The following is a 14,067-nucleotide window of genomic DNA, read 5'->3' as shown; positions in this document are numbered from 1 at the left end:
GCACGATGAACTTCGTCGATTTCTTCGTAGACCCGTTGCGCTACGAATTCATGGTGCGCGCGCTTGCCACCAGCGTGATCGCGGCCGTGGTATGCGCGGTGCTGTCGTGCTGGCTGGTGCTGATCGGCTGGTCGCTGATGGGCGATGCGGTATCGCATGCCGTGCTGCCGGGAGTGGTGCTCGCCTACATCGTCGGCGCGCCGTTCGCGGTGGGCGCGGTGATCTTCGGTTTTCTCGCGGTGGCGCTGATCGGAGTGGTTCGCGACACCAGCCGGGTGAAGGAAGACGCGGCCATCGGCATCGTGTTCACCACGCTGTTCGCGTTCGGTTTGGTGCTGGTGTCGGTGACGCCGAGCCACACCGACCTCAACCACATCATTTTCGGCAATCTGCTCGGTGTCAGCCGGTCGGATCTGCTGCAGATCGCCATTCTTGCCGCGATCGTGTTCGCCGCGCTGATCCTCAAACGGCGTGACTTCACCCTCTACGCCTTCGACCCCACCCACGCCCACGCCATCGGGATGAGCCCGCGGCTGCTCGGCGCAGGCCTGCTCGGACTGCTGGCCTTGACGTCGGTGGTCGCGCTGCAGGCGGTCGGGGTGATCCTGGTGGTGGCGATGCTGATCATTCCAGGGGCGACGGCGTATCTGCTGACGGATCGGTTCGGGCGGATGCTCGTCATCGCGCCGACGGTCTCGGCCGCCTGCGCCGTCATCGGCCTGTATCTGAGCTACCACCTCGATACCGCTTCCGGCGGCATGATCGTCGTGGCCCAGGGTGTCGCATTCGCGCTGGTGTATTTGTTCGCGCCGCGCCATGGTGTGATCGGCGCACGGCTGGCCGCCGCACGCCGACGGTCCGCGAACGTCCCGGCGAATACCTAGCCGGCCAGCGGCGGCGCGCTGCGCCATTGCTCCCCCGCGATCACCACGTGATCCAGAAATCGCAGGCCCACGGTGCGGGCGGCTTCGATGAGCATGGTGCTGGCCCGCCTGTCGTCGACGCTCGGGCTGGGATCACCGGACGGATGATTGTGCGCGATGGCGAAGGCGCGGCCGTCGTGCCGCAGCACCGTATTCAAGATCTCGCGGACCGGGACCGCCACCTGGTCGATCGCACCTTCGGCCACGAATACCGGCTGCCGCAACCGGTTTCGCGCATCGCACACGAGGACCAGTAGCCGTTCCACCCGTGCGCCCGCGAACAACGGCTGCGCGACCCGCGCGATATCGGCGGCGCCACGCAGACAGGTGACGGTCGCGGTGTCACGGCGGGCCCGGGTGGCCAGATGGAAGGCTGCGATGATCGAGGCCGCCTTGGCGGCGCCGACGCCGCAGCGCATAGCGAGCTCCTCCGGGCGCGCCACCGCCAGTCCGGCGAGACCGCCGTGTTCGGCAAGCAATTGCGCCGCCATTTCCAGGGCGCTCTCACCGCGTCTGCCGTGGCGCAGCAGCAGAGCCAGGAGTTCGCCGTCGGTGAGGGCAGCTGGGCCCAGCGTGGCCAGCCGTTCCCGCGGACGCTGGCTACTGGGCAGATCAGCGATGGGTACCGACATCGTTCCCCCTCGGTGCGGCGATGCCTCGAATGTTGGACAGCCCAGATGATGCCAGCACCCACCGACAGATCAGCGCGTCGAATTCCGCGGCCGTGCAGCGGCGTACGCCACCGGCACTGATCGATGGACGGATACGGCCGTCCTCCGTGTCCTCGAAAAGTGCGCCTATCCGTCGACCACGGCCAGCTCGCCGCGCGCACGATCACCGGAAGCGAGCTTCTCCAGGTGCCGAAGCTGTCGCTCGTGCACAACTATGCGGCGCAGCGCCTCGTTGATGGTCGCCGCGTTGGTCGAGGTGCCCATAATGGTCCCCGCGGCGGCGAGCAGTTTCTGGTCGAGATCGATTCGCACGGTCCGCATGCGTCCTCCTTCATACATTCGCCATCTTGCGCCATGAACCGCGCCGATGTGCGGTGAATGGGCGCCGCCGAGACGGCCTGCACGCGGTCCGGCACTTGCGCGCAGGCTCGCTTTACGCACAATAAGTAGACAGTTTGCGCAGTTGAGCGTGTGTTTGTTGTCAGTATGCCTCGGCGGTGCTTGCATCGAAGTATGTTCAGCGAAGCACAGCTCTATTCGCCGGTGACCCGCACCGGCGAGGGTGACGTGACGGTGCATCTGAGCGACGAGCATCCCGGCGTGAACGACCCCGACTACCGAACCAGGCGCAATGCCATCGCCGCGCTCGCGCTCGACTACCGGCCGGGCGGTCCGCTGCCGCGGGTCGAGTACACCGACGACGAACAGCAGGTCTGGCGGATCGTCTCGGCCGAACTGGCCCGCAAACACCGCACGTACGCCTGCACCGAGGTGCTGGAAGCCGCGGCGCGGCTGGCACTGCCCATCGACCACATCCCGCAGCTCGACGAGGTGTCGGCGGCGCTCGAACCACTGACCGGATTCCGCTACGTCCCCGCGGCGGGGCTGGTGCCGTTGCGCGAGTTCTTCGGCTCCTTCGCCGACCGGATCTTCCATGCCACGCAATACATCCGGCATCATTCGGCACCGCTCTACACCCCGGAGCCCGATGCCATCCACGAGGTGATCGGGCATGCCAACCAGGTCGCCAGCCCCCGCTTCGCCGCCGTCTACGAGACGGTCGGCGCGGCCGTCGCCCGGCTGGAGACCGAGCACGCGCTGAAATTCCTCGCCGATGTGTTCTGGTTCTCCATGGAGTTCGGCGTGGTCCGTGAGCACGGCGAAATCCGTTGCTATGGTGCGGGTCTGCTGTCGTCCTACGGCGAGATCGACGAATTCCGGCACGCCGAACTTCGCCCCCTCGACGTTGCCGCCATGGGCACCGCCTCCTACGACATCACCCACTACCAGCCGATTTTGTACTGCGCGGAGTCGATCGGCGAGATCGAAGACGTGATCGGCGGATTCTTCGCCGAGATGGACGACGACACACCGATGCGGTTGGCCACCGCACGCTGAGCGATCGGAAGTGCGGGTCTGCTCGAGGTGACATTCGAACTGGGTGGAACTGCGGCCGTTACCGCTCGACTGCCAGGCCACGGAGTCAGTCGATACTGCCTTGCGGCGCCACCCAGATGTGCGGCTGTCGAGTCACGGTGGCGATGTGCTCGAAGTCTTGGTCGTAGTGGACGAGCACAGCTCCGTGGAACTCCGCGACCGCGGCCGTCAGGAGAGCGACGATCCCCGCAGCACGGTGATGCCCGGTCCGCCCCATGAGGAGCTGGACTTCACGAGCCCGCTCGGCGATGGCCTCGTTGATCGAGAGGTTTTGGTATAGAGCGCGGCGCCGCTGCGCGATATTCTGCAAATCTGCGAAATTCCGGCCAGAGTACCCAGCCTCCAGGTCGACGGTGACACAGGTAGCCGCCGCGCGGTCGGCGATGAGCGCGGCGATGACGGATCGCACTGATTCATGCTTGATTCGCGCGGTGGCGGAGGTGTCTACGAGGTGGAGTCGGAGCGGAACAGCTGTCCTCAACGGCGAGCCTGCCGCATGATCGCCGGATCTTCGATATCGGGTCCGACTCCGAACCCGTACGGATCGTTCAGCACGGCGTCGATACGTCGTCCCCGCTCGGCAACGAAACGCAGCGCCGCGTTTACCGTCTCCTTCTTCGTCGTGGTGCCTAGCTCTCGGGCGGCCCGCTCCAGTGCGTCATCGTCTACGTCGATCATGGTCTTCATAGGTCCCACGATATGTCTCCGAATGTTGTAGCGGATATATCGTTAGATATTCGAGACCCTGGGGCCTGTGGATGGTTGCAAATTCGTCCCGACGGATCGCCGCTGAGGCGGCGGAGGGGGCGAAACGCCGAAGGCCGCCTTCCCGGTTGGGGAAGGCGGCCTTCGTGTTCAGCCGGTGGATCTCGCGGGATCCGCCAAGAACCTCAGCGGGCGAACAACAACGCCCGCTTCACTTCCTGGATGGCCTTGGTGACCTCGATGCCACGGGGGCAGGCATCCGTGCAGTTGAAGGTGGTGCGGCAGCGCCAGACACCTTCGACGTCGTTGAGGATGTCGAGGCGTTCGCGGGCGCCTTCGTCGCGGCTGTCGAAGATGAAGCGATGGGCGTTCACGATCGCGGCCGGGCCGAAGTAGCTGCCGTCGGTCCAGTACACGGGGCAGGACGTGGTGCAGCAGGCGCACAGGATGCACTTGGTGGTGTCGTCGAACCGGGCGCGGTCGGCCTGGCTCTGGATGCGTTCGTAGGTGGGCTCGTTACCTGTGGTGATCAGGTACGGCTTCACCGCGCGGAACGCGTCGAAGAACGGCTCCATGTCGACGACGAGATCCTTCTCCACGGGCAGGCCGCGGATCGGCTCGACGGAGACGGTGATGGACTTGCCGTTCTTGGGCAGCATGTCCTTCATCAGCACCTTGCAGGCCAGCCGGTTCACACCGTTGATCCGCATGGCGTCGGAACCACACACACCGTGGGCGCAGGAACGCCGGAAGGTGAGGGTGCCGTCCAGGTAGGACTTGATGTAGATGAGCACGTTCAGGAAGCGGTCGGTCGGCAGGACCGGCACCTGGAACGAATCCCAGTGCGCGCCCTTGTCGTCCTCCGGGTTGAACCGGGCCACCTTGACCGTGATCATGACCGAGCCCTCGGGAACGGGGGCCGGCGCCTGCGACGCGGGTGCTTCGGCAACAGCAGTCATCAGTACTTACGCTCCATCGGCTCGTAACGGGTCTGCACCACCGGCTTGAAGTCGAGGCGGATGTCGGACAGCAGGTCCTCGCCCTCCTTGTAGGCCATGGTGTGGCGCATGAAGTTCACGTCATCGCGATCCGGGTAGTCCTCGCGGGCGTGGCCGCCGCGCGATTCCTTGCGGTTGAGCGCGCCGACGACGGTGACCTCTGCCAGCTCCAGCAGGAAGCCGAGCTCAACGGCCTCGAGCAGATCGCTGTTGTAGCGCTTGCCCTTGTCCTGCACCGTGATCCGCGAGTACCGCTCCTTGAGCGCATGGATATCGGTGAGTGCCTGCTTGAGCGTGTCCTCGGTGCGGAACACCGAGGCGTTGTTGTCCATCGACTTCTGCAGTTCGGTGCGGATGTCGGCGACGCGCTCGTTGCCGTGATCGGACAGGATCAGCGCGAGCCAGTCCTGCACCATCTGCGCCGGGTTCTCCGGCATGTCGACGAACTCGCTGCGCTCGGCGTGCTCGGCGGCGGCGATACCGGCGCGCCGGCCGAAGACGTTGATGTCGAGCAGCGAGTTGGTGCCGAGGCGGTTGGCGCCGTGCACCGAGACGCATGCGCATTCGCCCGCGGCGTACAGGCCGGGGACGATGTCGGTGTTGTTGCGCAGCACCTCGCCGCGGATACGGGTCGGGATACCGCCCATCACGTAGTGACAGGTCGGGAACACCGGTACCAATTCCTTCACCGGGTCCACACCGAGGTAGGTGCGGGAGAACTCGGTGATGTCGGGCAGCTTCTCCTCGAGCACGTCCTCGCCGAGGTGGGTCACGTCGATGTAGACGTAATCCTTGTTCGGCCCCGCGCCGCGGCCTTCGAGCACCTCGAGCACCATCGAACGGGCGACGATGTCACGCGGCGCGAGGTCCTTGATGGTGGGGGCATAGCGTTCCATGAAGCGCTCGCCGTCGGCGTTGCGCAGGATGCCACCCTCACCGCGGACCGCCTCGGAGATGAGGATGCCGAGGCCGGCCAGGCCTGTCGGGTGGAACTGGTGGAATTCCATGTCCTCGAGCGGCAGGCCCTTGCGGAACACGATCGCCATACCGTCACCGGTCAGCGTGTGCGCGTTCGAGGTGGTCTTGTACATCCGGCCCGAGCCGCCGGTGGCGAACACGATCGACTTGGCGTGGAAGACGTGCAGCTGCCCGGTGGCCAGCTCGTAGGCCACGATGCCGGTGGCGACCGGACCGCGATCGGTCTCGGTGAGCACCAGGTCGAGGGCGTAGAACTCGTTGTAGAACTCGACGTCGTGCTTGACGCAGTTCTGGTACAGCGTCTGCAGGATCATGTGGCCGGTGCGGTCGGCGGCATAGCAGGCGCGGCGGACCGGAGCCTTGCCGTGATCGCGGGTGTGGCCACCGAAGCGACGCTGGTCGATCTTGCCCTCGGGGGTGCGGTTGAACGGCAGACCCATCTTCTCCAGGTCGAGCACCGCGTCGATGGCCTCCTTGGCCATGATCTCGGCGGCGTCCTGGTCGACGATGTAGTCGCCACCCTTGACGGTGTCGAAGGTGTGCCACTCCCAGTTGTCTTCTTCGACGTTGGCCAGCGCCGCGCACATGCCGCCCTGCGCCGCGCCGGTGTGGCTGCGGGTGGGGTACAGCTTGGTCAGCACCGCGGTGCGCGCCCGGGGCCCGGCCTCGATCGCCGCACGCATACCCGCGCCACCGGCGCCGACGATGACGACGTCGTAGCGGTGCTCCTGAATCCGGGATTCACTCATCGGAGGTGGCCTGTTCCTAACTGATGTTGGGGTCGAAGGTGAAGATGACGTAGGTGCCGACGCCCATGACGAGGACCATCGACAGCACCAGCAGCGTGTTCAGCCAGAAGCGGGTCGAGTCCTTGCGGGAGTAGTCCGCGATCACGGTGCGCAGTCCGTTGCCGCCGTGCAGCTGGGCCAGCCACAGCATGGAAAGGTCCCAGATCTGCCAGAACGGGCTGGACCAGCGGCCTGCCACGAACGCGAAGTTCAGGCGCTTCACGCCGCCGTCGAGCAGCAGCATGATCGACATGTGGCCGATGACGAGCACGATCAGCGCCAGGCCGGAGAAGCGCATGAACAGCCACGCGTACTTCTCGAAGTTGCTGTTGGCGCGAGCGCGCGGGGAGCGGGGCAGGTCCAAGCTCGCCGGGCGGTCATACGACTTGCCGAGTACAGGGGCGCTCATAATTATCAGTGCTCCGTGAACAGTAGGAAGGCCATGCGGCCGATGGCGGGCACCATGAGTACGACCAGCAGGCCGAGGATGCCCCAGAGCATCTGGCGCTGGTAGCGGGGACCCTTGGACCAGAAGTCCACCAGGATCACTCGCACACCGTTGAGCGCGTGGAACAGCACGCAGAAGACCAGGCCCATCTCCATGAGCGCGACGATCGGGGTCTTGTAGACAGCGATCGTGTCGTCGTACAGGGCGGGGCTGACGCGCACCAGTGCGGTGTCCAGAACGTGGACGAAGAGGAAGAAGAAAACGGTGACGCCGGTGATCCGGTGCAGCGCCCAGGACCACATTCCAGGGTCGCCTCGGTACAGCGTCTTCCGCTTCGGCTGTGCCGGAGCTTCTATCGTGGTCATAGAGTGCGGTGCCTCCAACGTCGTCGATGGACCCGGTCGCAGATCCGACGCCGGCGCTTCGAGCCGGAAATCCGATGGAAAACCAGCTCGCGGCCACCAGGCGTTTTGTCTCATGTGGCTGCGCTCCGGCCCGCCGCCGGGAACCTGAACCGATCTGTTGTGGACTCTAATCCTCTCCGAATCGCGGAACTAATTCGGAGTGCCGCGCGTTGCGTGCATTTCCGCTAGGTTAGGGTTACCTTTCTCGGTAGGCGAGGGGTTGTGCGGTGGCCCGCCCATGCCCTGGTGCGGCCGGTTCGACGGGAGCTCACGATGACCGAAATCGACTGGAAACTCCTGCGTGACAAAGCAATTGGAGTAATGCGCAATGCGTATGCGCCATACTCGCGGTTTCCGGTCGGCGCGGCGGCTCTCTGCGCCGACGGCCGAATTGTGAGCGGGTGCAATGTGGAAAATGTCTCATACGGTCTCGGCCTTTGTGCCGAATGTGTACTCGTCGGTAACTTTCAAAGCGGCGGTGGGGGTCGCTTGCTGGCCGTATCGGTGACCGATTCCCGCGGCGAAATCTTGATGCCGTGCGGGCGGTGCCGCCAGGTGCTCTACGAGTTCGGCGGAGCGGACTTGCTCGTGGATCATCGGCGCGGGCCGGTGCGGTTGGGTGCACTCTTGCCGGACGCCTTCGGCCCTGACGATCTGGATGCCGGCCAGGCGAGCCGGTCGCCGCTCGGCTGACGAGCGGCCGTTTCATCGCCGAATCGAACCGATCCTGTTCGGCTCGTCGTATCTCCTGACGCCCGCGCGAACCGGCCGGGCTCCGGACGAGAGGTTCGTATGAGCAGCACCGATATCCCCTCGACAATCAGCACCGGACTGCCCGGCGCCGAGACCGACGGGCGTGGGCAGGCACTCGCCGAACGCCTGTTCAGCGACATGCTGTCGGGGCTCGAATTGCTGACGGTGGAGCTGGGCCGTCGCCTCGGGCTCTATCGCGCGCTCCACGACGCGGGACCGACGACCGCCGATCGATTCGCCGCGAGCGCGGGAATCGCGCGGCGCTATGCCCGCGAATGGCTCGAGCAGCAGGCCGCAGCGGGCATCGTCGATGTGGTGACGGCGGGCAGCGCCGCCGAGCGTGAATTCGCGCTGCCCGCGGCGCATGTCGGGGTGCTGCTCGACGAGACCGATCCGCTGCATCTGGCAGGCGGGGCGATGGGCGTGGAGGGCATCGCGTTGACGCTGCCCGAGGTCGCCGCCGCCTACCGCGCCGGCACGGGTGTCGGCTACGAGCGCTTCGGCGACGAGATCCGCCGCGGTATCGCCTCCCTCAACCGGCCGATGTTCACCCATGAGCTGGCCGTCTGGGTCCGCGCCCTGCCGGATATCGCCGCTCGGCTCGACAGCGGTGGTGTGGTGCTCGACGCCGGGTGCGGTTCCGGGTGGTCGTCGATCGCGCTGGCGAAGGCGTTCCCGGCGGCGCGGGTGGTCGGCGTCGATCTGGATACCGCGTCGGTCGTCGAGGCTCGTCGCAATGCCGAGTCCGCGGGGTTGTCGGACCGGATTCGGATTATCGAGGCCAACAGTGCGGACGTGCCCGCGTTACGAACCGCCGCCGGGGCGCACTGTGAGTTGGTGACGGTGTTCGAGGCCCTGCACGATATGGGTGAACCCGTGCAGGCGCTGGCTGCGTTCGCCTCGGTACTCGCCCCAGGCGGCGCGGTCCTGGTGGCCGACGAGCGGGTCGCGCCGGAGTTCACCGCGCCCGCCGGCGAGCTGGACCGGCTGAACTACGCGTTCAGCGTGCTGCACTGTCTTCCGGCGACCATGGCGGAATCCACGCATATTGCCAACGGCACCGTGTTGCGCCCGGATACCGTGCGGAGCTGGGCGCAGGCTGCGGGGTTCGGCCGCGTGGACGAGCTGCCGATCGACAACGAGCTCTGGCGGTTCTATCGGCTGTCCGGGTAATACCGGCTGGACCTGCTGCGACCGCGGACACGAAAGGCGGAAGACCCCGGCGGCGGCTGCTACTTGCCGCGGGAAGAGCGGCACGCTGCGCGACAGGCAGCCGACTGCCAGACTGACGGTCGTGACGGCACTGGACGCGGTTTCCATCATTACTGCCAAACGCAACGGCGGGCAGCTCTCCGATGAGCAGATCGACTGGGTGATAGACGCTTTCACCCGTGGCATGGTGGCCGATGAGCAGATGTCGGCGCTGGCGATGGCAGTGCTGTGGCGAGGGATGACGCGGCGGGAGACGGCGCGCTGGACCGCGGCGATGATCGCATCGGGGCAGCGGATGGACTTCACCGATCTGCCGCGGCCGACCGTGGACAAGCACTCCACCGGCGGCGTCGGCGACAAGATCACCTTGCCGCTGGCACCGCTGGTCGCGGCGTGCGGTGCGTCCGTTCCCCAGCTGTCCGGGCGCGGGCTCGGCCATACCGGCGGCACCCTGGACAAACTCGAATCCATCCCGGGCTGGCAGGCCGACCTCGCGGTGCCACGCATGCGGGAAATTCTCGCCGACCCGGCCGCCGGCGCGGTGGTGTGCGCAGCGGGTGCGGACCTGGCACCTGCCGATAAGCGGCTCTACGCCTTGCGTGACGTCACCGGCACTGTCGAGTCCATTCCGTTGATCGCCAGCTCGATCATGAGCAAGAAGATCGCCGAGGGCACCGGTGGGCTGGTGCTGGATGTGAAGGTGGGCTCGGGTGCCTTCATGAAGAGCATCGCCGACGCTCGGGAGCTGGCCACGACGATGGTTGAGCTGGGGCAGGACGCCGGCGTGCGCACGGTGGCTCTGCTGACCGGCATGGACACCCCGCTCGGCCGGACCGCGGGTAATGCGCTCGAGGTCGGCGAGGCGGTCGAGATACTGGCCGGCGGCGGACCGTCCGACGTCGTCGAGCTGACCTTGGCGCTGGCCGGGGAGATGATCGCGCTCGCCGGGCTCGACGCCGATCCCGCCGCCGCGCTCGCCGACGGCCGAGCCATGGACCACTGGAAGGCGATGGTCCGGGCCCAGGGCGGCGACCCGGATGCGCCGCTGCCGCGAGCTCGGCACACCGATGTCGTGCGCGCAGACCGGGACGGCGTACTCACCCGCCTCGACGCGATGGGTGTCGGCATCGCTGCCTGGCGCTTGGGTGCCGGCCGGGCGAGGCAGGGAGCGCCGGTGCAGGCGGGTGCGGGTATGGAGATTCATGCCCGCCCCGGCGATACGGTTCGTGCAGGGAGCCCCCTGTTCACCCTGCACACCGATACGCCGGAAACCTTTGCCGACGCGCGCGCAGCGGTGGCCGGCGCGGTGACGATCGGTGCGGAGCCCGCCACCACCGCCGCGCCATTGATCCTCGACCGCATAGCGATGTAGGGCGCGCACCGGAGAGCCAGACGACACCTCATCGATCGCAGAGGCGGCGGAACCGTCGAGACCGGTCATCGAGCGGTCCACGCCGGCCTGCCGCGCCGGCACCCGTGGCGCGCAATCGGGGAGCCGGGTCGAACCGGAGCCGGCCGGTCGGCAACGAGATCGTCACCACGCCTCGACTGCACTGCCGATTCGGCGCGCGGCGGCTACCGTCAGAACATGACTGGACCGATGCCACTGACCCTTGCTTCGATCCGCCAAGCGCCCAAGGCGTTGCTGCATGACCACCTCGATGGTGGCCTGCGTCCCGCCACGGTGCTCGAGCTCGCCGCCGACTGCGGCTACGACCAGCTACCCGCCGCCGATGCCGACGCATTGGCCGTCTGGTTCCGCGAGGCCGCCGACAGCGGTTCGCTGGAACGCTATCTGGAGACCTTCACCCACACCGTCGCCGTCATGCAGACCCCCGAGGGCCTGCGCCGGGTCGCCCGCGAATGCGTGGAGGATCTTGCCGCGGACGGCGTCGTCTACGCCGAGGTGCGGTTTGCGCCCGAACAGCATCTGGAACAAGGCCTGACCCTCGACGAGGTGGTCGAGCACACGCTGGCCGGGTTCCGCGAGGGTGCGGCGGCGGCCGCCGAGGCGGGCACACCGATCGTGGTGATCTGCCTGCTGACGGCTATGCGGCACGCGGCTCGTTCCCGGGAGATCGCCGAACTGGCGGTGCGATTCCGCCACCTCGGCGTCGGCGGGTTCGATATCGCCGGCGCCGAAGCCGGCTACCCGCCCACCAGGCACCTGGACGCGTTCGAATACCTGCGCGTCAACCACGCCCACTTCACCATTCACGCGGGCGAGGCGTTCGGCCTGCCGTCCATTCACGAGGCGCTGGCGTTCTGCGGCTGTGATCGGCTGGGCCACGGCGTGCGCATCACCGACGACATCCACGTGCCTGGCGCGATCGAGGAGGCCAAGCTCGGGCTGGTCGCCAACTATGTGCGCGATATGCGGATCCCGCTGGAGTTGTGTCCGTCGTCGAATGTGCAGACCGGGGCGGTGCCCTCACTCGACAAGCATCCGTTCGACCTGCTGGCCCGGCTGCGCTTCCGCGTCACGGTCAACACCGACAACCGCCTGATGAGCGATACCACCATGAGCGCGGAGATGCTCAAACTGGTCGACACCTTCGGCTACGGCTGGAGCGACCTGGAACGCTTCACCATCAACGCGATGAAGTCGGCGTTCATCCCGTTCCCGGACCGGCTGCGCATCATCGACGACATCATCAAGCCGGGGTATGCGGTGCTACTGGGCTAGGAGATGTGGTCAGCCCTCCCGGAAACCGTCGTCGGCGGCGGACGGAGGGTCTGAGAGCGCCGGTTAGGTTGGAGTCGTGACGGATTTGCGGATTGCTCGCCGGTTCAATGGCCCCGCCGACTCAGGGAACGGCGGTTATGTCGCGGGCCTGGTCGCGGCGCACCTGCACGGGACGCCGCCGCGGCAGGTTCGGGTGATGTTGCGTGCCCCGGCGCCGCTGGATGTGCCGCTGGTCCTGCGCGAGGGCAGCCTCTACGACGGTGACACCGTCATCGCCGAAACCTCCGAGGGCGCATTCGAGCGAGAGGCGCCCGGCGCGGTATCGCTCGACGACGCTCGGACGGCGGCCGCGGCTTACGAGAACGACAGTGAGATGTTCCGGTACTGCTTCGTCTGCGGAACCGCCCGCCCGGACGGTCTGCGGATCGCGCCCGGCGCGGTGCGCGACGGTATCGTGGCCGCGCCGTGGGTGCCGACGGATGCGGTGCCGATCGACGAGACCCTGCTGTGGGCGGCGATGGACTGCCCCGGTGGCTGGGCATTGCCGGGAATGCTGGAGCGACCCGCGCTGCTCGGTTCGATGACCGCGCGGGTGCTCGAACTACCGGCTGTGGGGGAGCAGTGCGTCGTCGTCGGCGCCGAACAAGGCGAACAGGGACGCAAATCGTTCGCGTCGACCGCTGTGTACGGCGTCGACGGTCGTTTGCTGGGACGGGCCGAGCAGATCTGGATCCGGCTGAACCGGGCATAGCACTGACGCCCGGTCCGGCCGGGCCGGATCACTTCTGGTTCAGCCGGGCCTCGAAGTTGCGTTCCAGTTCCCGCCAGGCCTGCGCCTCGGCGGTGAACGGCGGATTCGGGGCCATCCGGGTCGGATCCGGGTTCAGCAGGTAGGAGACGTACCAGCCGAGCGGGGTGGACTGGGCCAGACCCTGCTCCACCGCGTCGTCGTCGGCGTAGTCGGCGGCATCGGTGAGCAGCTCGACCGCAAGATCGAGCTGTTCGATATCGACGGATTCGGGACCGTCGCCGAGGTCGTCGGCCAGGCCGGGCAACACATAGACGTTCTCGTCGGTGACCTCTACCTCGAGCGAGCCGTCCACCGCGGCGGTCTGCACATCGCTGAAGGTGCTGACCCGTGCGAGATCGTGTTCGTGATCGTCGGCCAGGTAGCGGGCCAGCGCGCGCTCGGAGCCGAAGACCGCGATCGCGCCCTTGGTGCCGAGGAAGATCGGCTCGTCGTCGAGGTAGCACCGCAGCGTGAAGTAGGTGCCCTCGCCGGAGACGATCTTGATCGGGTCGATGCCGACCTCATGCCACAGCGAGTCGTCCTCGTCCTCGTCGTCTTCGTCCTCATGGCTGTCCTCGGTGAGATCGACCGGCTCGTAGTCGCTGTCGCTGTCGGTATCGGCCGCATCATCGGCATCGACAACGTTCTCCTCCGCGGCGAGCAGCTCGGCCTCGGCCACCGACACCGCCGCGGCGTCGACATCCGGGGTCTGCACCACGGAGTCGATCGCGTCGACGACGGCATCCCAGTCCTTGGCGACGGCGGCGCCGATCTGATCCCAGAGCTCTTCACCGTCGCGTCCGATGAAGGCGTTGAGGCCGCCCGGCAGCGCGCCGAGCACCGGATGCGAGCCGAAGAACTTGGTCACCACCTCCAGCTCGCACACCTCGCCGATATTGCGGACCATCGCGAGAGTGTCCTCGAGTTCGGCGACGGTTTCGGCGTCCGGATCGCCCGCGACCAGCTCGGGAACCCCGATCAGGTCGAAGGTGAAGTTCTCCTCCGGCTCCAGTTCCACCGCCGATAGACCGGCCACGACCTTCCAGGCCGGATGGTCGACCAGATCGTTATCGGAATCGGTCCGGATGAATGCGGCCAGTTCCGCGACGGAGTCGAAACCGTAGAGGGCGTCCTCGTGGCCGAGGAACGCCTCCCACTCGTCGTCACCGTCACGCCAGCGCGGTGCCCACAGGGTGACGAGATCGCCGTCGGTCAGGCCGAGTTCGATCGGGACGATGTCTCCAGAAGCCATGTGCCGAAGCCTATCGAGCTTC

Annotated in this window: 16 protein-coding genes; 7 read left to right on the top strand and 9 right to left on the bottom strand. The window is 66.9% G+C overall.

The features are described from left to right. Positions 1-5 precede the first annotated feature (5 nt). Positions 6-884, top strand: a complete 879-nt coding sequence (locus ACFXNW_RS25120; RefSeq protein WP_379420247.1) for a metal ABC transporter permease — start codon at positions 6-8, stop codon at positions 882-884. On the opposite strand, the gene ACFXNW_RS25115 is transcribed toward ACFXNW_RS25120, so the two are convergent. Together ACFXNW_RS25115 and ACFXNW_RS25110 are read right to left on the bottom strand one after the other, a co-directional pair. Beyond that, entirely contained in the window at positions 881-1,555 is a 675-nt protein-coding gene (locus ACFXNW_RS25115; protein ID WP_379420246.1) for a RadC family protein, read from the bottom strand. The genes ACFXNW_RS25120 and ACFXNW_RS25115 overlap by 4 nt on opposite strands. Positions 1,556-1,720: 165 nt before the next feature. Further along, the gene (locus ACFXNW_RS25110; protein WP_379420245.1) at positions 1,721-1,915 is read right to left on the bottom strand and encodes a type II toxin-antitoxin system VapB family antitoxin; all 195 of its coding nucleotides are present in this window, start codon (positions 1,913-1,915) and stop codon (positions 1,721-1,723) included. A 192-nt stretch (positions 1,916-2,107) separates the two neighbouring features. On the opposite strand from ACFXNW_RS25110, the gene ACFXNW_RS25105 reads away from it, so the two are divergent. Then, positions 2,108-2,992, top strand: coding sequence for a phenylalanine 4-monooxygenase (locus ACFXNW_RS25105; RefSeq protein WP_379420244.1), 885 nt, complete (start codon positions 2,108-2,110; stop codon positions 2,990-2,992). A gap of 85 nt (positions 2,993-3,077) precedes the next feature. Here the strand turns inward: ACFXNW_RS25105 and ACFXNW_RS25100 are convergent, their stop codons facing one another. From ACFXNW_RS25100 to sdhC, 6 genes are all read right to left on the bottom strand, one after another. Then, entirely contained in the window at positions 3,078-3,512 is a 435-nt protein-coding gene (locus ACFXNW_RS25100; RefSeq protein WP_379420243.1) for a PIN domain-containing protein, read from the bottom strand. Next, positions 3,509-3,709 (bottom strand): type II toxin-antitoxin system VapB family antitoxin, encoded by a 201-nt coding sequence (locus ACFXNW_RS25095; protein WP_379420380.1) that lies wholly within the window; start codon positions 3,707-3,709, stop codon positions 3,509-3,511. Before ACFXNW_RS25095 ends, ACFXNW_RS25100 begins: the two co-directional genes overlap by 4 nt. Before the next feature lie 212 nt (positions 3,710-3,921). Further along, the gene (locus ACFXNW_RS25090) at positions 3,922-4,695 is read right to left on the bottom strand and encodes a succinate dehydrogenase iron-sulfur subunit (RefSeq protein WP_379420242.1); all 774 of its coding nucleotides are present in this window, start codon (positions 4,693-4,695) and stop codon (positions 3,922-3,924) included. Then, on the bottom strand, positions 4,695-6,461 hold the full coding sequence (sdhA, locus tag ACFXNW_RS25085; RefSeq protein ID WP_379420241.1) for a succinate dehydrogenase flavoprotein subunit: 1,767 nt from the start codon (positions 6,459-6,461) through the stop codon (positions 4,695-4,697). Before sdhA ends, ACFXNW_RS25090 begins: the two co-directional genes overlap by 1 nt. A gap of 16 nt (positions 6,462-6,477) precedes the next feature. Continuing rightward, on the bottom strand, positions 6,478-6,909 hold the full coding sequence (locus ACFXNW_RS25080) for a succinate dehydrogenase hydrophobic membrane anchor subunit (protein WP_379420240.1): 432 nt from the start codon (positions 6,907-6,909) through the stop codon (positions 6,478-6,480). Between the two features lie 5 nt (positions 6,910-6,914). After that, a complete protein-coding gene (sdhC, locus tag ACFXNW_RS25075) occupies positions 6,915-7,313 on the bottom strand; it encodes a succinate dehydrogenase, cytochrome b556 subunit (RefSeq protein ID WP_379420239.1) in 399 nt (132 codons plus the stop codon). A 312-nt stretch (positions 7,314-7,625) separates the two neighbouring features. Between sdhC and ACFXNW_RS25070 the strand changes: the two genes are divergently transcribed. The 5 genes from ACFXNW_RS25070 (at position 7,626) to ACFXNW_RS25050 (ending at position 12,754) form a co-directional block, all read left to right on the top strand. Next, positions 7,626-8,045, top strand: coding sequence for a cytidine deaminase (locus ACFXNW_RS25070; protein ID WP_379420238.1), 420 nt, complete (start codon positions 7,626-7,628; stop codon positions 8,043-8,045). 99 nt (positions 8,046-8,144) lie between these two features. Continuing rightward, positions 8,145-9,278 (top strand): class I SAM-dependent methyltransferase, encoded by a 1,134-nt coding sequence (locus ACFXNW_RS25065; RefSeq protein ID WP_379420237.1) that lies wholly within the window; start codon positions 8,145-8,147, stop codon positions 9,276-9,278. A gap of 121 nt (positions 9,279-9,399) precedes the next feature. Beyond that, positions 9,400-10,689, top strand: coding sequence for a thymidine phosphorylase (locus ACFXNW_RS25060; RefSeq protein WP_379420236.1), 1,290 nt, complete (start codon positions 9,400-9,402; stop codon positions 10,687-10,689). Between the two features lie 216 nt (positions 10,690-10,905). Then, entirely contained in the window at positions 10,906-12,003 is a 1,098-nt protein-coding gene (locus tag ACFXNW_RS25055; RefSeq protein WP_379420235.1) for an adenosine deaminase, read from the top strand. A 76-nt stretch (positions 12,004-12,079) separates the two neighbouring features. Continuing rightward, entirely contained in the window at positions 12,080-12,754 is a 675-nt protein-coding gene (locus tag ACFXNW_RS25050) for a hypothetical protein (protein WP_379420234.1), read from the top strand. Between the two features lie 28 nt (positions 12,755-12,782). Here ACFXNW_RS25050 and ACFXNW_RS25045 read toward each other — a convergent pair whose 3' ends face one another. Next, complete coding sequence (locus ACFXNW_RS25045; RefSeq protein ID WP_379420233.1) at positions 12,783-14,045, bottom strand: primosomal protein; 1,263 nt, start codon at positions 14,043-14,045, stop codon at positions 12,783-12,785. Between the last annotated feature and the right edge of the window lie 22 nt (positions 14,046-14,067).

Source organism: Nocardia sp. NPDC059180, from assembly GCF_042754945.1.
GTDB lineage: Bacteria > Actinomycetota > Actinomycetes > Mycobacteriales > Mycobacteriaceae > Nocardia.
This window is presented reverse-complemented; position numbering and strand designations above follow the sequence as displayed.